Origin of the sequence: Amycolatopsis sp. Poz14, assembly GCF_006704225.1 — a bacterium.
Classification (GTDB): domain Bacteria; phylum Actinomycetota; class Actinomycetes; order Mycobacteriales; family Pseudonocardiaceae; genus Amycolatopsis; species Amycolatopsis nivea.
The window spans coordinates 8,116,308-8,135,405 of sequence record NZ_JACLHD010000001.1; the positions used below are offsets into that span (position 1 = coordinate 8,116,308).

Genomic DNA, 19,098 nt, shown 5'->3' on the forward strand with positions numbered 1-19,098 from the left:
CGCTGCAACGGATTTCAGAGCGTGCGGGAGATGATTTCCTTCATGATCTCGCTGGTGCCGCCGAAGATCCGCGAGATCCGCACGTCGGCCCAGGCGCGCGCGATCGGGTACTCGGTCATGTAGCCGTAGCCGCCGAACAGCTGCAGGCAGTCGTCCACGACCTTGTTCACCCGCTCGGTCGTCCACAGCTTCGCCATCGCCGCGCCCTGCACGTCGAGTTCGCCGCGCAGGTGCCGTTCGATGCACTGGTCGAGGAACGCGCGCGACACCGCGGCTTCCGTCGCCGCCTCGGCGAGCTTGAACTTCGTGTTCTGGAAGTTGAAGATCGGGCGGCCGAACGCGGTGCGTTCCTTGGTGTAGTCGATGGTCAGGTTCACCGCGGCTTCCAGCCCGGCCACCGCGGTCACCGCGATGATCAGCCGTTCCTGCGGCAGCTGCAGCATCAGCTGGATGAAGCCCTGGCCCTCGGCGTCGCCGAGCAGGTTCGCGGCGGGCACGCGGACGTCGTCGAAGAACAGCTCGGCGGTGTCCTGCCCCTTGAGCCCGACCTTGTCGAGCACGCGGCCGCGGCGGAAGCCCGGGGTGTCGGTCTCGACCACGATCAGCGAGACGCCCTGCGCGCCGGCGTCCGGGTCGGTCTTGCACGCGACCACGACGAGGTCGGAGTGGAAACCGTTGGTGATGAACGTTTTCGCGCCGTTGATCACGTAGTGGTCGCCGTCGCGGACCGCGCGGGTCTTGATGTTCTGAAGGTCTGAACCAGTGCCGGGCTCGGTCATCGCGACCGCGCCGACCATCTCGCCGGTGGCCATCTTCGGCAGCCACTCGCGCTTTTTCTCCTCCGACGCGTACGCCAGGATGTAATGCGCGACGATTCCACTGTGGACGGTGACGCCCCACGCGCTGTCCCCGGCCCGGGCCTGCTCCTCGTACAGCACGGCCTCGTGCGCGAACGTGCCGCCGCCCCCGCCGTACTCCTCCGGGATCGACAGGCACAGCAGGCCGAGTTCGCCCGCCTTGGTCCAGATCTCGCGGTCGAGCTTCTTCTCCGCCGCCCAGCGCTCCTGGTTCGGCACGAATTCCTTCTGCAGGAACGACCGGGCGAGCTCCCGGAGGTCTTCGAGTTCGGTGGTGCTCCACGAGCTCTTCTGGATCTGCAACGGCACGGCTTGGCCTCCCGCGGACTGGAAAACATGACGCTTGGCAGGTAAGTTCTAGCCGGAATGTACATCCCATCCGTCCGGTACGTAAAGCAGGAGCCGCGATGACCGAGGTCGCCCGGGGACACCGCACCCAGGCCGAACGCCGCGAGCAGACGCGCACCGCACTGCTGGACGCGACGATCGACTGCCTGGTCGAGATCGGGTATTCGCGGGCGTCGGTGCAGGAGATCTGCACCCGGGCCGGCGTCTCGAAGGGTGCGGTGCAGCATTACTTCGCCACGAAGGCGGAGCTGATGGCGGCCGCGGTCGAGCACCTCACCACGAAGCTGCGCACCCAGCTCGCCGCCTCGCTCGGCTCGCTGCCGGGCGGCGCGTCCGGCGTCGCGGCGGCGATCGACCTGCTGTGGGAGGGCTATTCCGGCACGCTGTCCACCGCGGTCACCGAGCTGTGGGTCGCCGCCCGCACCGACCCGGAGCTGCGCGCCGCGATCCGGCCGGTCGACCGCGCACTGGGCCGGGCGACGCTGGAGCACATCAGCGACGTCGCGGGCGACCTGCCGAAAGAACGTGCGGAGATGCTGTTCTGGCTCACCGTGAACCTCACCCGCGGCCTCGCACTGGACGCCGAACTGGGCGGCGACCCGCGCCGTCGCCGCCAGCTGCTGGAGGAGTGGAAGCGGATCGCCGTGCTGCTGTACTCGGGCGACTAGTGTCCATACCGCCGGTATGGTGTACTCGTCGGTAACACCCGGCCCCGCACGGAAGAAGGTGCGCTCGATGACGAGTACGACCCCGGCGAACCTCACCGGCCAGCCCCTGCCCGCAACCGTCGGCGGCGTAGCAGGCGCCCCGTCCGCGTCCCGCGCGGCCGCACTCGTAGCCCGCGTAACCGGCGGCGCCGACAACGCGCCGGTGCAGATGACCGCGCCTTTCACCGGCCAGCCGATCACCTCCCTCCCCCAGGCCGACGACGCCGAAGTACGCGCCGCCTTCGCCTCTGCCCGCGACGCGCAACGCGAGTGGGCAGCGTTGCCGGTGACCCGCCGTCAGCAGTTCCTCGTGCGACTGCACGACCTGGTCCTCGCGCGGCAAGCGGAAGTCCTCGACCTGGTCCAGGTCGAAGCAGGCAAGGCCCGGATCGACGCGTTCGACGAGGTCAGCGCCACCGTGCTGGTGGCGGCTTACTACGGCAAGCACAGCGCGAAAATCCTCTCCCCGCGCCGCGCCCCCGGCGTCATCCCGGGCTTGACGCGAGCAGGCGAACTGCGGCACCCCAAGGGCGTCGTCGGGATCATCTCGCCCTGGAACTACCCGCTGGCCCTGACCGCGATGGACGTCTTCCCCGCGCTCGTCGCCGGGAACGCAGTCGTGCAGAAACCGGACAACCAGACCGCGCTGTCCGCCCTGTGGCTGCAAGAGCTGGCGGAAGAGGCAGGTCTGCCCTCCGGTCTGTGGCAAATCGTGCTGGGCCGAGGCTCGCAAATCGGCAATGCTCTGCTGGAAGAATGCGACTACCTGTGCTTCACCGGCTCGACCCCGACCGGCAAGGACCTGGCAGGCCGCATCGCGCAACGGCTCACCAGCTATTCGCTGGAACTGGGCGGCAAGAACCCCATGATCGTCTTGCCGGACGCAGACATCGCCAAAACCGCCGCCGGCGCCGTCACGGCGTGCTTCTCGTCGGCAGGCCAGCTGTGCGTGTCGGTGGAGCGGATCTACGTGCACGACAGCATCCGCGAGGAGTTCACCCGCGAATTCGTGGCCCGCACAGCAGCATTGCGTTTGGGCGGCGCACTGGATTACCACGCCGGAATGGGTTCGCTGACGTCGAAGAGCCAACTGGAAACCGTGACGGCCCACGTGGAAGACGCCCGAGCAAAAGGCGCCCGCGTCCTGACCGGCGGACGCCCCCGCCCAGACCTGGGCCCGCTGTTCTACGAACCGACGGTCCTGACAGACGTACGCCCCGGAATGACCCCGTTCGCTTCGGAAACCTTCGGCCCAGTGGTGTCGATCTACGGATTCAGCGACGTCAACGACGCGATCGAACGAGCAAACGACACCCCCTTCGGTTTGAACGCAAGCGTCTGGACCAAAAACGGCCGCGCAGGCTGGGAAGTAGGCGCCCGCCTGAAAGCAGGCACGGTCAACGTCAACGAGGGTTACGCAGCAACCTTCGGAACAGTAGGCGTCCCCATGGGCGGCATGAAGGAATCCGGCGCCGGCCGACGAAACGGCGCAGAGGGATTGCTGAAGTACACGGAAGCGCAGTCCATCGCAGTACAACGAGGCCTGGCCCTACGCCCGCCTAAGGGAGTGCCGGGCTCAGTGTGGGCCCGCTTCATGACCGTAAGCATGAAACTTCTGCGCCACCTACCCGGCCGCTAAGGGTTCGTGAGGGCCACCCTCATTGACTCTGATTCCCTCAGGGTTCCCCTCACGACCCACCGACCCACCCGCAGCCAGTGCACCCAACGAGCGAGGCACCCAGCCCCTCCCCCGCACCCCGATACGAAGCTCCCCTGCGGTTCGGGGGTGCTTGTCAAGGCATCTTTCCCGCCTTGACAAGCACCCCCGAACCGTCAGCACAATCAACCTTCGGGGTGCCCCACGCAACCAAGGCAGGCAATGTCGCCGCCAGGCGACGAGCCGCCGAGCTACTCCGGCACAGTAAGCAACCCCCGGTCATAAGCAATAGCCACAGCCTCAGCCCGCCGACTGGCCCCCAGCTTCGCCATCACCCGGGAAAGGTGCACGCTCACCGTCTTCTCGCTGATGTACAACTCCTCCCCCACCTGCCGATTAGTCCGCCCCAGCGCAACCCGCTCCAGCACATCCCGCTCCCGGTCAGTCAACGGATTCACCTGCGCCCGAGCAACGGGAACGACCTCAACCCCAGCCAACTCGACCCGAGCCCGATGCGCCAACTCCCGCACCGCATCCCGCAACGGAACCGCATCCAGCTTCACCGCCACCGAATGCGCCGCCTCCAACGCCTCCGCCGCCCCCGGCTGTCCGGCGGCCAGTAACGCCTCCCCCTGCCGCCACCGGCAAACCGCCTGTTCGTAAACCGCCCCGTACGAATAAGCCTCGGCCGCCGCACCCCACAGCTCCGGATCGGCCGGGCCCTCCAGCCCGGACGCCGCGGCCTCCATCCGGGCCAGCCAAGCCCGCCCCTCCGGCCCGATAGTCCCCGACCGGGGATGCCCCTCGGCAGCACAACGCCGCCCGTGCTCCACCAGCCGTCGCCCGACAGCCACAAACCGATCGGCCGCGGCCAGATCCCCCTTGGCGCGTGCCTCCGCGGCCAACGCCGCCGCCGACGGAATCGCCAGCGCCACGATCCGGATCCCGCCGAGCAGCGCCGTCTCGACCTTCTCCAGCCAGGACACCAATTCGTCGGTAATCCGCAGCGCCTCGGCATGCTCCCCGCGCCAAGCGGCCAGCTCGATCGCCGCGTCGCCCGCCGACAAGGCGATCTGCGGATCCGCCATCCACTGCTGCCGCAATCCCGGCAACGCCTTGGCCGCGTCCGCGAATCGCCCGCGCCCCACCAGGAACAGGACCCAGTTGGCCAAGATCCGCGCAGCGACCGCACTGGACACGCCTCGCCGGGCACGCCCCGCGGCATCCTCCTTCGGCCAATCTCCGCTGAGATACCGCAAATACAGGAGCCGGGCACGCAGCTCCAGCCCGTACGCGCTCCAGGTCAGCCCGACCGCCTCGGCCCGCTCGACCCCACGGGCGGCGTGGGCGAGCGCCAGATCCATCTCCGCCTGGTCGTCGTAGCTGAGGGCGAGGAAGTACATCGCCCGGATCTCGACGTTCAGCGCACCGGCGTTGTGCGCCTTGCGTTCGGCCTCGCACAACCGTTCGCGAGCCTCGACCGGATCGCCCGCGCCGTCCGCCAGCGTGCCCAGCGTGACCAGCGCCGACGCCTCCGCACCGACCGCCCCGACGGCACGTGCGTCGGCAACCGCGGTGTGCGCGCTGGCCAACGCCTCGGCCGGCTGGTCGAGCAGCCGCTGGAACCCGGCGCGGGACGCCAGCACCCAGGCCCGCGCCCCGCTCGGCTCCCGATCGGCGACCAGCTCCCAAGCCCGCTCGATCGCCCGAACCGCCTCGTCGAACGTGCCTTCCAGGGTGAGCAGCGTTTCGGCCAGCCGACGCCAGACCTTCGCCGCGTGCTCGGGCGACGCGTCCGGCTTGAGTGCTTCGGTCGCTGACCGCGCGTACGCGACCGCGCGCTCCGGCTCGCCTGACGTGCCGGCGAAGTACGACGCCTCGCTGAGCAGCTTCAGCTCGTCCACGCCTTCCGGACGATTCTCCGGAGCCACGGCGTCCCAAATGGACTGTGCCTGCTCGATATGCCGCAGCGCAGCGCCCGGCGCGCCGAGCTTTTCCGCTTCGTCGGCGGCACGCAGCAACGCGGACAAGGCAGTGTCGAAGTCCCGGCTCTCCAGGCTGTGGAAGGCGAGCTTCGCGTCGTGGCCGCGCCCCTGCGGCATCGACTTGATCCGCGCGGCATACCCCGCGTGCATCCGCGTGCGCTCGCCGGGAAGCAGATCCGCGTAGACCGCCTCCTGCAGCAAGGCGTGCCGGAAGGTGTAGAAACCGCGCTCGATGACCAGGACGTGGTGTTGCACGGCTTCCCGCAGCGCCTCGTCCAGCTCCAGGTCGCCGATGCCCGCGACTTGCGCGAGCGCGGCATGCGACACCGATTCGTTGGCCACCGAGATGACCCGCAGCACCCGGCGCGTCTCGGCCGGGAAGCGTTCGAGCCGGGCGAGGAGGACTTCGGCGAGCCCGGCGGGGAGATCTTGGCAGTCGGCGCCGGTGGCGAGGAGTTCCTCGACGAAGAACGGATTGCCCTCGGACCGTTTGGCGATGTCCGCGACGACGTCCGGCGACAGCGGTTCCTCCGCCAGCGCCGCGACGAACGCCCGTGCGTCAGCCGGTCCGAACGGGGCGAGCGAGAGCTGTTCCACGGTGTTGAGCCGGACCAGCTCGGACAGCAGGCCACGCAACGGATGCCTGCGGTGGACGTCCTCCTCGCGATAGCTGCCGACCACCAGCAGCCGCTGCGCGCGCAGGCGGCTGAGCAGGAAGGACAGCAGGTTGCGGGTGGAGGAGTCCGCCCAGTGCAGGTCTTCCAGCAGGACGACCACCGGCCGCTCCTGGCCGACCTCGGTCAGCACCCCGAGCACCGCGTCGAACAGCTGGAGCTGGCCGAGGTCCTGCTCGGGCCGCACCCGGCGCCCGCCCTCGCGCTCCCCTTCCGAAACCTGTCCGTGGTCGCCGGTGGCGGCGGGCCGCGGATCGCCTTGCGGCAGCAGCATCCCGAGCGCGGACCGCGCCCGCACCGCAGCCGACACCGCCGGATCGGCCGACGACCCGAGCGGAGCCAGTGCCTCGGCGAACGGAAGGTAGGGCAGGCCGCCGTCGCGCACGTCGATGCACCGGCCGGTGAGCACGAGCCCGCCGCAGCCCGCGACGTGCTCGCCGAGCGCGGTGAGCAGGCGGGTCTTGCCGACCCCGGCGTCGCCCGCGATCAGCACCGCACCTGCTTCTCCGCGTTCAGCGCGCGCGAAGGCCGCGCGCAGCCGCCGCATCTCCTGCGTGCGGGCGACGAGCGGAATACCGGAACCGAGACGAGGCACGAGATGCATTCTCACCTACACCCCCGACAGTTCCGACATGGATTTCCTCGTGGCGGCCGGTTCGGGCCGTGATCTCCGTCCAATGGGCGGCTCCGCCGTGTCGCCGGGGCCGGTCCGGGCGGTGCTCCGGGACCGATCGGCGCGCGGGCCGCGGCACGTTTCCGGCGGGGACCCCGGTTGCCTCGCGGCGGCGCGCCCGGCACGCGATGCGGAAAGTCCGTGAAGGGCTCCTTGAGGGAATCTGATTCCCTCAAGGAGTCCTTCACGGACCTCTGCGGGAGATTCGCACGGGCGGGGGCCGGGTGCGTCCGGCGGGCGGAGCGGCCCCGGAACCCCCGTCCCGGCTCGGCCGCCCCGCCCGACCCCCTTACCGTCCCCGACACCCTGAGGCTCATGCGCTATGTCGTGCCCTGGCCTCCGGTACCGTCGCCGTGCGCCTTTCCTGGCGGGGCACCTCGACGTTCGTGATGCGGTGTGTGCGCACCCAGCGGACCACCCGGTTGCCCCGGCTCAGGCGGGCCTGGCGGGCGGCGCGGCGCAGTTCGGTCATCCGGTAGTCGACCTCGGCGCGGGTGGCGTCCCAGTTGTAGTCGCTCATTTTCTTCTCCCCAGCGGGTCTCGTTGTCTGACGAAGACCACTTTCGTGCTGAGGGGCCGCCCCGGGCATCGGGTGATCGCCTACACCGGGACGCGAAAAGACCCCTTACCCGCGGCTTCGACCGGGGAAGTCCAGGTCGAGCGGGGTAAGGGGTCTCAGCTGAGCGATCAGCCGGGCGAACGGGTCAAGCCTGCCCCTGGCCGCGCACCGCGTCCAGGAGCGCCTGCCAGCCGGCGGCGGGAAGCCGGAACGCCCCGCCTTCCGGGTCTTTGGAATCGCGCACCGCGGCGCCGCCTGCGACGAAGGCGACCTCGACGCAGTCGTTGCCGCCGCCGCTGTAGCTGCTCTTGCGCCACTGGGCACCGGAAAGGTCGGCCATCATGGTCCCCACATCCTCACTGTCTCGGGTCGGTGTTCCTCGGTTCCTGAACCACGGCGGCCTGTTCGGCGAACCGGCCGGCCGCGTCGGTGATCAGCGCCACCGAATCGTCCGGTTTCAGCGCTGCTGCGCGCAGGTGGTCGAACATCAGCGCGTAGCGCCGGACGTCGTCGGGCTGTTCGAGGTACAGGCCGCTGGAAGTGCTGTCGTCGACGTAGACCACGTCGGGATCGGCCTGCTCGGGGAAGCCCATGATGAGGAACGGTCCCTCCATGCCAGGGTGCGCCCCGGCGCCGAACGGCACCACCTGGACGGTCACGTTCGGCTTTTCCGCCATCGCGGTGATCCGGTACAGCTGCTCGGCCATCACCTCGGGGCTGTCGACCACGCGGTGCAGCACCGCCTCGTCGATCACCGCCCAGTACTCGACCGGCGGGTCGTCGGTCAGCAGCTGCTGGCGCGCCATCCGCGCGGCGACCCGGCGGCGGGTCTCGGACTCTTCGGCGTCCGGGCGCAGCGCGCGGATCACCGAGAACGCGTAGCGCTCGGTCTGCAGCAACCCCGGGACCAGCAGCGCCTGGAACGCGCGCAGCGAGCTCGCGTCGGCTTCGAGGCCGACGAAGGTGCCGGTGAAGACTTCGTTGTACGCGTGCCACCAGCCGCGTTTGCGTGCTTCGCGCGCGAGCTGGACGAGCGCTTCCTGCTCGTCGCCGGTGATGCCGTACAGCGCGAGCATGTCGCGCGCGTCGCGCGGGGTGACGCCGACGTGGCCGGTCTCGATGCGGCTCACTTTGGACGCCGAGCACTCCAGCTTTTCGCCGACCTCGTCGATGGTCAGATCGGCGGCTTCGCGCAGCCTCCGCAGTTCGCTCGCGAGGCGCCTGCGGCGAACAGTCGGTCCCTGGCCTCTCGCCACGGCAGCACCTCCGGTTCGTATTGTTGCCCGCACTGCATATCTAACCAGGTGATCGACTTGTCAGTGGAGTAATAACACCGGCGAATTCCCACTGTCGCGGCGGGAGCCCGCCGTCGCCGGTTCCGACCTGCTTCCGACCTGCATTGTGCAGAGTGCGCTTGTACTCTGGCATCCTGCGGGCCGAGACGCGAATCCAGCCGCGCCGACAGCCCTGAGCAGCGTAGACGACGGCCGTCCTCGGCTATTCGCGGAGACCGCGGTAAAGCGGACGACCACGGTGTCCGGGGCCGCCCCCCGACCGGTCCCGGGCACCTTCCTTTGCTTCGCGGCATTACTCAAACGGGTATTCCCGCGCAATTTCGCCACGGGAGTGTGACGGTTTCCGACGTTTTCCTCTGCAGACAGCCACTCTGAGTGGTCATCGCCGGGGCGGCCGTCCTTATCGGACCCGAAGCAGTCCTTCTTGGACCACGGTGGCGACGTGCAGGCCGTCGCGGGTGAAGAACCGTCCGGTGGCCAGCCCGCGGGCGCCCGAGGCGCTCGGCGAGGTGCTGTCGTAGAGGAACCACTCGTCGGCCCGGAACGGACGGTGGAACCAGAGCGCGTGGTCGAGGCTCGCGCCGAGCACCTTGTCGACGTCCCAGTACACGCCGTGCCGCGCGAGGACCGAGTCGAGCAGGGTCATGTCCGAGGCGTAGGTGAGCACGCAGACGTGCAGCAGCTGGTTGTCGGCGAGGGTGCCGTCGGCCCGCATCCAGACCCGGTGGTGGGTCGGGCGTTCGCCGGTGGTGCGGGTGACCCACGGCGGCTCGCCGACGTAGCGGATGTCGATCGGCCGCGGGATCTCGCTGAAGCGCAGGCCGTAGCCCGCGGTCAGCTCGGGGAAGGTCGGCAGCGACTCGGGGTCGGGCACGTCCGCCGGCATCGTCTCGGCGTGGTCGATGCCCGGTTCGTCCTTCTGGAACGACGCGGACAGCGAGAAAATCGCCTTGCCGTGCTGGACGGCGACCACGCGCCGGGTGGTGAACGAACGGCCGTCGCGGATGCGGTCCACTTCGTACACGATCGGGACGCTCGGGTCGCCGCCGCGGATGAAGTACGCGTGCAGCGAATGGACCCGCCGCTCCTCCGGAACGGTCCGGCCCGCCGCGACGAGCGCCTGCCCGGCGACCTGCCCGCCGAACACCCGCACCGACGAGTGCGCGGGCGAAACGCCGCGGTAGATGTTCTCTTCGATCTTCTCCAGGTCGAGCAGCGCGACGAGCTTGTCCAGCACGGGCTGCCCGCCGCCACCGGGGCTCGTGTCGAGTTCGGTGGCGGCTTCCCTGGCCATCTCAGTCATGCCAAAAATTTACAGCGGCGCCCAGCGCCTCCGTTGAGGGTGGCGGAGGGGAGGAAGGCGGAGCCTATGCAACAGGGTTCCGGCATGTCCCTTATGCGTGGTCGTCTTCACCGAGCCGGTGGACGTGGATCAGGTTGGTCGACCCGACGGTCCCGGGCGGGGAGCCCGCGACGATCACCACGAGGTCGCCGCGCTGGTACTTGCCCATTTCGAGCATCGCGTGGTCGACCTGCTGGATCATCTGGTCGGTGGAGTCCACGCGCGGCACGATCTGCGTCGTGGTGCCCCAGGTCAGCGCCAGCTGGCTGCGGACGCTCTGCTCCGGCGTGAACGCCATCAGCGGCAGCCGCGTGTGCAGCCGCGCGAGGCGGCGCACGGTGTCTCCGGACTGGGTGAACGCGACCAGCGCCTTGGCGTTGAGCCGCTCGCCGATGTCGCGGGCGGCGTAGGAGATCACGCCCCGCTTGGTGCGCGGCACGTGCGACAGCGGCGGCACGACCGGCGAATCCGTCTCGACGGCCTCGACGATCCGGCCCATCGTCTGGACCGTCTCGATCGGGTACCGGCCGACGCTCGTCTCGCCGGACAGCATCACCGCGTCGGCGCCGTCGAGGACCGCGTTCGCGACGTCGGACGCCTCGGCGCGGGTCGGGCGGGAGTTGCTGATCATCGACTCCAGCATCTGCGTGGCGACGATGACCGGCTTCGCGTTCTCGCGGCAGATCTGGATGGCGCGCTTCTGCACCAGCGGGACCTGCTCGAGCGGCAGCTCGACGCCGAGGTCGCCGCGGGCGACCATCACCGCGTCGAAGGCCAGCACGATGGCCTCGAGGTTGTAGACCGCCTCGGGCTTCTCGATCTTCGCGACGACCGGCAGCCTGCCCTTGCCGACGCGGTCCATCACCTGGTGCACGAGGTCGATGTCGGCGGGCGAGCGCACGAAGGACAGCGCGATGAAGTCGACGCCCAGGTGCAGCGCGAACTCCAGGTCCTCGATGTCCTTGTCGGACAGCGCAGGCACCGAGACGTCCATCCCGGGCAGCGACACGCCCTTGTTGTTGCTGACCGGACCGCCCTCGGTCACCTCGCACACGACGTCCGGGCCCTCGACGTCCTTGACCACCAGGCCGACCTTGCCGTCGTCGACCAGCAGCCGGTCGCCCGGCTTGGCGTCCTTGGCGAGGCCCTTGTAGGTGGTCGAGACCCGGTCGTGGGTGCCCGCGACGTCCTCGACGGTGATCCGGACGACGTCGCCGGTGTGCCATTCCGCCGATCCGCTGGCGAACGTGCCCAGCCGGATCTTCGGTCCCTGCAGGTCGGCGAGAATCCCCACCGCCCGGCCGGTTTCGGCGGCCGCGGACCGGACCAGGTCGTAGACCTGCTTGTGGTCGCTGTGGCTGCCGTGGCTGAAGTTCATCCTCGCGACGTCCATCCCGGCGTCGACGAGTGCCCGCATCTTCTCCGGCGTGGAGGTCGCGGGACCCAATGTACAAACGATCTTCGCGCGTCGGCTCACGTCCGGAGAGCCTAGTCGCTCGGGCCGCTCGCGTCTGTACCGATCCCGAAACTCCGGCCGGAGAACGCGGGAAGGATTCAGTTCCGGGCACCGGCGTGCGCTGGGCCGCCGCGCCGCACGGGGCCGCTCGGAATCACCCGAACGGGGGAGGCCGGGTTCAGCGCCGCGGTTTCTCGCTCGGACCCACGTGGTCGCGGGCCCATTCGTTGAACTTCCGCAGCTGGCGCCACGATTTCCGCACCCGGTCGAGTGCCTCGCGCTCGTGCAGGAAGTCGTCCGGCTCCCAGGCTCGGACGGCGTACACCGAGCGGTGCCGCAGCAGGTCGAGGCGCGGGTGGTCCTCGGCGAACCCGCGCGGTTTGGACTTCAGCCGGTCACCGAGAATTTCCCAGCCCGCCTTCCGCAGGCTCGCCAGGATCTTCTCCAGCGCGGGCCCGTGCAGTTCGGTGTCGACCGCCGTGCGGTACCGGGCCAGCTGGTCCGAGGCCAGGTGGAAGCAGCCGCCGCCGACGCGCAGCCCGGCCGGGCCGACCTCGACGTAATACGCTCCCCCGCCGCGGCCGGCCTCGATCACGCCGCCGCAGTGCGTCTTGTACGGCGTCTTGTCCTTGGCGAACCGGACGTCGCGATAGGGCCGGAACACCTTCGCCTCGCCGAAGCCCGCGCCGAACTCCGGCTCCAGTTCGGCCAGCAGCGCCTCCATCGGAGCCCGCACGTGCTCCTTGTAGAGCGCCACGTGGTCGTCCCAGTAGGCCTTGGTGTTGTCCGCGAGCAGCCCGTCGTAGAACTCGACGGCGTGCTCCCCGAATCCGCTGAACTTCACCCGCAGCACGATAAACCGGGGCACCGACAGAATCGGCGCCCCGGCTGCATCGAACGGGGTTACTTGGCGAGTGCCGTGATCAGCTCGCCGTTCGAGGTGTCGCCGGACAGCTCCCAGAAGAAGGTGCCGCCGAGGCCCTGGGACCTCGCGTAGGAGGTCTTGCCCGCGATGGTCGACGGGGTGTCGTAGCTCCACCAGTTCGAACCGCACTTGGCGTACGCGGTGCCCGCGACGGTTCCGGTCGCCGGGCAGCTCGTCTTGAGGATCTTGTAGTCCTCGATGCCCTGTTCGTACTTGCCCGGGGCCGGTCCGGTCGCGGTGCCGCCCGGCGCGCTCTGCGTGACGCCGGTCCAGCCGCGGCCGTAGAAACCGATGCCCAGCAACAGCTTCGAGGCCGGGACGCCCTTGCTCTTGAGCTTCTGGATGGCCGCGTCCGAGTAGAAGCCCGGCGTCGGCAGGCCGTTGTACGACGTCAGCGGCGAGTGCGGCGCGGTCGGGCCTTGCGCGGCCCAGCCGCCGAAGAAGTCGTACGTCATCACGTTGTACCAGTCGACGTACTGCGCGGCGCCCGCGTAATCGGTGACGTCGAGCTTGCCGCCGTTGCTGCCGTCGGCGGTGATCGCGGCGGTGACGAGCTTCGACGAGCCGAACTTCGCCCGCACTGCCGCGAGAAGCTTCTTCAACGCGTCGGGACCGCTCGTGTCACAGGTGAGACCGCACGCGTTCGGGTACTCCCAGTCGAGGTCGATGCCGTCGAACAGCCCGGCCCAGCGCTGGTCGTTGACCAGGTTGTAGCAGGAATTCGCGAAGGCTTCCGGGTTCTTCGCGGCCTGGCCGAAGCCGCCGGACCAGGTCCAGCCGCCGAACGACCAGATGATCTTCAGCCCGGGATGCTTGGCCTTCAGCTTCTTGAGCTGGTTGAAACTGCCCGCGAGCGGCTGGTCCCAGGTGTCGGCGACGCCGTCGACGCTGCCCGCCGCGTCGTAGGTCTTCTGGTAGTCGGCCCACGCGTCGCCGATCGCGCAGCCGCCGTTCGTGACGTTGCCGAAGGCGAAGTTGATGTGCGTGAGCTTGTTCGCCGACCCGGACGTCTCGATGTTCTTCACGTGGTAGTTGCGGTCGTAGATGCCCCAGTCGGTGAAGTAGCCGACGACCTTGCCGGACGCGGCCTCGGTTCTCGCGGGGGCGGCGGCCGAGGCGGCGGGGACGAGCGCGGCCGCGGCGGCGAACGCCGCGGTCGCCAAGGCCAGCAGGCGGGTTCTGCGCAAGCGAAGCATCGTTGCTCCCTTCAGGAGTCACCGTCGGTGACGAAGCAGTGACGGCGGGGACAAATGCACCGTAAGTGGACTAGACCACCAGGTCAATGGTTTAGACCATAAAACGGACATTTGGCGGTACGCGCATTCCTTGACAGGCATATGCGCCGCGAGGCAGATTTCCGGGGTGATGCAGACCTTCGACGTGCTGGCCGAACCCCGCCGCCGCGCGCTGCTCGACCTGCTGCTCGAGGGCGAGCGGTCGGTCGGCGAACTGGTGGCCGAACTGCGGCTCAGCCAGCCCGCCGTGTCCAAGCACCTGCGCGTCCTGCGCGAGGCGGGGCTGGTGACCGTGCGGGTGTCCGCGCAGCGCCGCTGCTACCGGCTGCGCGCCGAGCCGCTGGCCGAAGTGGACGCGTGGCTCGCGCCGTACCGGCAGTTCTGGGCGGACCGGCTCGACGCGCTCGAACAGCGGCTGGACGAAACCGAGTGAGGAGCACGCCGTGATCCGAGTGGACGGCCAAACCCTGCGGTGCGCCGACGTGGTCACGGCGGCGCACACCGAGGGCCCGCTGGCGATCGACGTGTCCATCGCCGCGCTGCGCGCCGCCGAGCACTCGTGGAAGCTGGCCGAGGACCTGAGTACCCGGCGAGTGGTCTACGGCCGCACCACCGGCGTCGGCGCGAACAAGGACGACGCGGTGGACGAGCCCGCCGAACACGGACTTCGCCTGCTGCGCAGCCACGCCGGCGGCAGCGGCGAACTGCTGCCCGACGGCCAGATCCGCGCGATGCTGCTGATCCGGCTCAACCAACTGCTGGCCGGACGCTCTGGAATCAGCCCCGAGCTGATCAGCGCGCTCGCCGAAGCCGTGCGCACCGGTGCCTTGCCTGTCGTGCACCGTCTAGGCGCGATCGGCACCGGCGACCTCGCTCCCCTCGCGGAGACCGCGCTGGCATTGGCCGGGGAACGCGAGTGGGCGATCGGCACGGTGCCACCCGTTCCAGTGCACGCGGGCGACGCGTTGGCGTTCATGAGCAGCAACGCCGCGACGCTCGCCGAAGCGACCCTCGCCGCGATGAGCCTGGACACGCTCACCCGCGCGAGCCACGCCGTCGCCGCGCTCACGTACGTGGCTCTCGACGGCAACCCCGAGGCATACGCGACGCCTGTGCACGAAGCACGTCCGCACGCCGGACAGGTGGCGTGCGCGGCTGAGATGCGTCGGCTGTTGGGCATGCACGGCACGCCTAAGCCGGGGCGTCGGCTTCAGGATCCCTTCGGGCTGCGCGCTTTTCCACAGGTGCAGGGTCCCGCGTTGGACGCGATCCACTATTTGCGCGATGTGCTCGCCGTGGAAATCAATGCCAGTACGGAGAATCCGATGATCTCCACCGTGCATGGCGATGCGTACCACCACGCGCATTTCCACACCGCGTACGTATCGACTGCGCTCGACCAAGCCCGCGCGACGGTGCATCAGGTCGCGGAGCTGTCCGTGGCCCGGTTGGGAGACTTGGTGGAACCGGAGTTCACCGGGTTGCGGCCGTTCCTCGCAGTCGGTCCGCCGGGGAGTTCCGGGGTGATGATCCTGGAGTACGTGGCGCACGACGCGCTGACCGAACTGCGGCAGGCGGCGTTGCCCGCGACGCTCGGGACCGCCGTGGTGTCGCGCGGGATCGAGGACCACGCGAGCTTCTCGACCCAGGCCGCACGGGCGGCTACTGCGGCTGCTGGGGCTTATCGGCAGGTGCTGGCGTGCGAACTGGTCGCGGCGGTGCGGGCGTTGCGGATTCGGAAGGCGGAGCTGGTGGACCTCCCGGTGCGGGCGGCGTACGCGGCCGCGGTGGAGGTGTTGGACGAGCGGTTGGAGGATCGGCCGTTGACTGAGGACATCGCGAAAGCGGCTGGGGTGTTGGACGAGCTGGCGCGGATCTGAACCCCGGCGATACGGATTCAGCCGCGGGGCCACGCTCCGCGCTTCGCGATCTCCAGCACCAGCGCGGCGATGTTCCACGCGTCGTCGTCGCCGCGATGGTGGCGGCCTTCGAGCGGGAGGCCCGCGACGGCAAGCGCTTGCGCCATTCCGGGGCGGCGACGCAGACCGCAGGCCGCGGTGAACGCGACCTTCGCGTTGGTGTGCTGTCCAGTGAACGGGTACTCGGTGCCGGTGTGGCGGCATTGCCGAGCGAATTGATTGCGGTCGTAGTCTCCCCAGCTGGCCCACGGCAACTCCGCCGTGCGATGCCGCACCGCCAGCGTCCGGCAGGCCTCCTGGAACGACAAGCCGCCGTCCACTTCGGACTGGGTCAACCCGGTCAGCTCCGTGCAGAACGGGCTCACTTCCGACCGGCCCGGACGGACCAGTATCCGGTGCTTGGCCACCCGCTCGCCCGCGCGCAGATCGACGACCGTCAATCCGATCTCGATGATCTCGCTGGCCTGGCCGGGCGGCGGCTGTTTCTCCCAGCAGGTCGCCTCGACGTCGACCACGTTCAGGAGGTCCGCTTCCATGCCAGCGAGTGTAGAAACCGAAGACAGCCGAGGCACTCGAGTTTCCGCGCAGACTCAGTCCTCCGCCAAAGCGTCCCGCCGCAAAGCCGTGAACAACTCCTCCGCCCGCCCCCGATCCCGGGCCGCGGCAGCGCAATCGCCACGGCTGTCCCACAGAGCAGCATGCGCCGCACTCACCCGTGCGTGCAGGTAAGGCGAACCCACCCGCTCAGCCAGCGCACCCGCCTCCTCCAAACTCTCCCCCGCCGCCGAAAAGTCCCCGCGCCGAAGAAAAGCCAGCCCCTGCACTCGAAACGCGTCCGTGCGGGCGAGGATGTGCTCGATGTGCTCAGTGCAGGCAACAGCCTCCGCAGCAGTCTCCCCGGCAGCAACCGGATCCCCGGCCGCCAGTTGTGCTTCGGCGAGGAACGGCAGTGCGTCGGTCATCTGCCAGCTCCGTTCCCCTTGCAGCGCAAGCAAAGGCAGCAACCGGCGCACCCCTCGCTCAGGACGGCTCGCGCGGACGTCGTTCTCCGCCAGTTGGGCGGACGCGTTGCAGATGATATCGGCATTGTCGCTCTCTTCGCCCAGCCGGATCACTTGGGTCAGATCGTCGGCCGCCACGTCGTAGCGGCCGCAGGCTGACCACAGTGCGCCTCGGCCAATGAGGGCCATAGCGCCGCACATCGGCGAGCGGCCGTGTCCCGCCAGTTCCAGCGCCTGGCTGAACCGGCGCAGCGCGGCGCCCCAACGGCCGACGTAGACCGCGCTCGCGCCGACGTTGCAGACGGCCCGGCTGAGCAGCTCCCGGTCGCCCAGTTCTTCGGCCAGCCGGAGGATTCGCTCGAACTGCCGGTCCGCCCGGGTCAGTTCGCCGCGGTAGTGGTGCAACACGGCGACCCCGGTCAGCGCGCGGACGACGATGTCCCGGTCGCCGCACAGTTCCGCCGTGGCCGCGGCGGTGTGCAGATCCGCCAGTGCTTCCTCGTTGCGGCCGAGCAGGCGCAGCGCGAGTCCGCGGCGTAGGTGACCGCCCGCTAGACCATGCTCGTCCCCCACCGACTCCGCCGCGACGATCGCGGCCGTGGAGACCTCGACGGATTCCCGGTAGCGCGTGCTCTGGTAGAGGTTCGCGGCGCGAGCCAGCCGCAGCCGCACGGACGATCCGCCGGGGCGGTCTTCGGTCAGGGTCGGCGCGATCCGGGCCAAACCTTCGCGCGGAGTGCCGCGTTGGTAGTGCAAATACCCGATCCTCGCGATCACGAGGCGTTGCCGTTCTTCGTCGCCTTCCTTGCGGTACACCAAAAGCGCGCGTTCGGCGGCGGCGAGCGCGGCGTCGTACCGACCGGCTGCGGCGAGTGCGTCCGCCCAGGCTTCGGCGGCTTCGGCGACGGCGGCCTGGGAACCGGTGCGGTCCAGCAGATCGACCAACGCACCCAGATGCTGGGCGGCCGTGTCGTGCGCGGCTTGCCTGCTGGCTTTTTCCGCTGCGTGCCTTAAGGTCTGCGCGGCGCGTTCGGTGTCCTGTGCGTGCGTGTAGTGGTAGGCCGCCGCCGCGCCGCCCAATGCCTCGGCGAGTCTGCGGTGCAGTGCGTGCCGACGGCTTGGCGGCAAGTCTCCGTTCACTACCTCGGCGACCAGTTCGTGGGTCAGCCGGACGCCCTCGGCGTTCTCGTCCAGCAGCCGTGCGGTGTGCGCGGGAGCGAGCACTTCGGACAATTCGGCCGGATCGAGCCCGGCAGCCGCGGCCAGGACGTCCGGGTCCATCCGCTGCTGCCCCACCGCCAGCAGGGTGAGGACCTCGACCGTCCGTTCGGGCAGCGAACCGACCTGCCGCCGCACCGCGTGGGCGAGTCCCCACGGCAGTTCCTCGGGCGGTTTGCCGGATCTGCCCAGTACGTGTCCCAGTTGGACCAGGAACAACGGGAGCCCGCCTGCCAATCGGAGCACGCGATCGCGGGCGGACTGCCCGACCTCAGTTCCGGCGCTGTGGTGCAACAGCATCGTCGCGTCGTCGTCCGCCAGCGGGGCGAGCGAATGCTGTGTCACCAAGCCCTTCCGGTACAAATCGAGCAGCGTGTCGGCCAACGGCTCGGCCGCGGCGATTTCGGTGTCGCGGTAGGCGGCGAGAAAGCGGACTCGATCCGGCCGGACGTCCTGGACGAGCGAAGCCAGCAGCGCCAGCCCGTCCGGACCGGCCCATTGCAGGTCGTCCAGGATCACGAACACGCCGCGGCGTCGCGCCAGCGTGTCGAGAAACCGCGCCGCTTCGGCGAACATCTGCCAGCGGGCCGGAGCCGGTTCGGCCGTGCGTTGTTCGGGAAGCAGGAACGCAAGGCCGGGTCCGGCGGGATGCTCGGAAACGTGCCGCGCGAACGCTTCGGAGAGCGGCGCGTACGGCTCTCCGCCATAACGCGAGCACGCCGTCGAGAGCACCACCGTTCCCCGCGCTTCGGCCAGCGTCGCGGCTTCGGCGAGCAGCCGGGTCTTGCCGATTCCGGTTTGTCCCGCGAAGACCAGAAACGGCCTTCCTGTCCCGGAAATGTGCTTGTCCAGCAAGGCGTGTTCCTCGGTGCGGCCGATGAGGTCCGGCGCCGGACGGGAAGGCGGAACCGGGTGGTCCGGCGGCTGTTGCCTGCCGCGCCGGGCGGCCGCGAGCAGTTCGGCCCGGCTGTCCTCGGGCAGCGCGAGACCGTCGGCGAGGAGTTGCACGGTGACTCGCCGCGGATGCCGTTGCCCGCGTTCGAGATTCCCCACGCCGCGCGTGCTCAGCCCGCAGCGCTGGGCCAGTTGTTCCTGCGTCAGCCCGGCTGCCCGGCGCAACCGGACCAGCGTCCGGTCGAACGTTTCCGCAGCGCCGTCCGGCATGTCCCGCACCTCCTGCCGCTCCATCGTCGCTCGCGCCGGGGCGCGGGGCATCCTCCGAAGGTCGGGTTCCTCCTCCCGGCACA

Annotated in this window: 15 protein-coding genes; 4 read left to right on the top strand and 11 right to left on the bottom strand. The window is 69.5% G+C overall.

Annotated features, from left to right (window positions below; translation table 11 throughout):
• Positions 1 to 14 precede the first annotated feature (14 nt).
• Positions 15 to 1,166 (bottom strand): acyl-CoA dehydrogenase family protein, encoded by a 1,152-nt coding sequence (locus FKO37_RS37640; protein WP_037809891.1) that lies wholly within the window; start codon positions 1,164 to 1,166, stop codon positions 15 to 17.
• A gap of 98 nt (positions 1,167 to 1,264) precedes the next feature.
• On the opposite strand from FKO37_RS37640, the gene FKO37_RS37645 reads away from it, so the two are divergent.
• Positions 1,265 to 1,873 carry a TetR/AcrR family transcriptional regulator gene (locus FKO37_RS37645; protein WP_037809889.1) on the top strand — a complete coding sequence of 203 codons (609 nt, stop codon included), beginning with the start codon at positions 1,265 to 1,267 and terminating at the stop codon, positions 1,871 to 1,873.
• Positions 1,874 to 1,940: 67 nt separating this feature from the next.
• Positions 1,941 to 3,551: a succinic semialdehyde dehydrogenase gene (locus tag FKO37_RS37650; protein ID WP_238607570.1), complete on the top strand. Its 1,611-nt coding sequence runs from the start codon at positions 1,941 to 1,943 to the stop codon at positions 3,549 to 3,551.
• Positions 3,552 to 3,820: 269 nt separating this feature from the next.
• Here FKO37_RS37650 and FKO37_RS37655 read toward each other — a convergent pair whose 3' ends face one another.
• From FKO37_RS37655 to FKO37_RS37690, 8 genes are all read right to left on the bottom strand, one after another.
• Positions 3,821 to 6,832: a LuxR family transcriptional regulator gene (locus FKO37_RS37655; protein WP_238607571.1), complete on the bottom strand. Its 3,012-nt coding sequence runs from the start codon at positions 6,830 to 6,832 to the stop codon at positions 3,821 to 3,823.
• Positions 6,833 to 7,214: 382 nt separating this feature from the next.
• On the bottom strand, positions 7,215 to 7,421 hold the full coding sequence (locus tag FKO37_RS37660; protein WP_043829145.1) for a hypothetical protein: 207 nt from the start codon (positions 7,419 to 7,421) through the stop codon (positions 7,215 to 7,217).
• Positions 7,422 to 7,605: 184 nt separating this feature from the next.
• The gene (locus FKO37_RS37665; protein WP_037809881.1) at positions 7,606 to 7,803 is read right to left on the bottom strand and encodes a DUF397 domain-containing protein; all 198 of its coding nucleotides are present in this window, start codon (positions 7,801 to 7,803) and stop codon (positions 7,606 to 7,608) included.
• A 13-nt stretch (positions 7,804 to 7,816) separates the two neighbouring features.
• On the bottom strand, positions 7,817 to 8,716 hold the full coding sequence (locus tag FKO37_RS37670) for a helix-turn-helix transcriptional regulator (protein ID WP_037809879.1): 900 nt from the start codon (positions 8,714 to 8,716) through the stop codon (positions 7,817 to 7,819).
• Positions 8,717 to 9,155: 439 nt separating this feature from the next.
• A complete protein-coding gene (locus tag FKO37_RS37675; protein ID WP_134731237.1) occupies positions 9,156 to 10,058 on the bottom strand; it encodes an acyl-CoA thioesterase II in 903 nt (300 codons plus the stop codon).
• Between the two features lie 91 nt (positions 10,059 to 10,149).
• Entirely contained in the window at positions 10,150 to 11,574 is a 1,425-nt protein-coding gene (gene pyk, locus FKO37_RS37680; protein ID WP_037809875.1) for a pyruvate kinase, read from the bottom strand.
• Positions 11,575 to 11,731: 157 nt separating this feature from the next.
• The gene (locus FKO37_RS37685; protein WP_037810119.1) at positions 11,732 to 12,397 is read right to left on the bottom strand and encodes a DUF2461 domain-containing protein; all 666 of its coding nucleotides are present in this window, start codon (positions 12,395 to 12,397) and stop codon (positions 11,732 to 11,734) included.
• A gap of 59 nt (positions 12,398 to 12,456) precedes the next feature.
• Positions 12,457 to 13,674: a glycoside hydrolase family 18 protein gene (locus tag FKO37_RS37690; RefSeq protein WP_238607572.1), complete on the bottom strand. Its 1,218-nt coding sequence runs from the start codon at positions 13,672 to 13,674 to the stop codon at positions 12,457 to 12,459.
• Positions 13,675 to 13,843: 169 nt separating this feature from the next.
• Here FKO37_RS37690 and FKO37_RS37695 point away from each other — a divergent pair, with 169 nt between their 5' ends.
• Both FKO37_RS37695 and FKO37_RS37700 read left to right on the top strand, forming a co-directional pair.
• Entirely contained in the window at positions 13,844 to 14,146 is a 303-nt protein-coding gene (locus FKO37_RS37695; RefSeq protein ID WP_182890918.1) for a helix-turn-helix transcriptional regulator, read from the top strand.
• A gap of 10 nt (positions 14,147 to 14,156) precedes the next feature.
• Entirely contained in the window at positions 14,157 to 15,593 is a 1,437-nt protein-coding gene (locus tag FKO37_RS37700; protein ID WP_238607573.1) for an aromatic amino acid ammonia-lyase, read from the top strand.
• A gap of 17 nt (positions 15,594 to 15,610) precedes the next feature.
• Here FKO37_RS37700 and FKO37_RS37705 read toward each other — a convergent pair whose 3' ends face one another.
• Positions 15,611 to 16,168, bottom strand: coding sequence for a 3'-5' exonuclease (locus FKO37_RS37705; RefSeq protein ID WP_238607574.1), 558 nt, complete (start codon positions 16,166 to 16,168; stop codon positions 15,611 to 15,613).
• 54 nt (positions 16,169 to 16,222) lie between these two features.
• Positions 16,223 to 19,015: an AAA family ATPase gene (locus FKO37_RS37710; protein ID WP_238607575.1), complete on the bottom strand. Its 2,793-nt coding sequence runs from the start codon at positions 19,013 to 19,015 to the stop codon at positions 16,223 to 16,225.
• Positions 19,016 to 19,098: the final 83 nt, after the last annotated feature.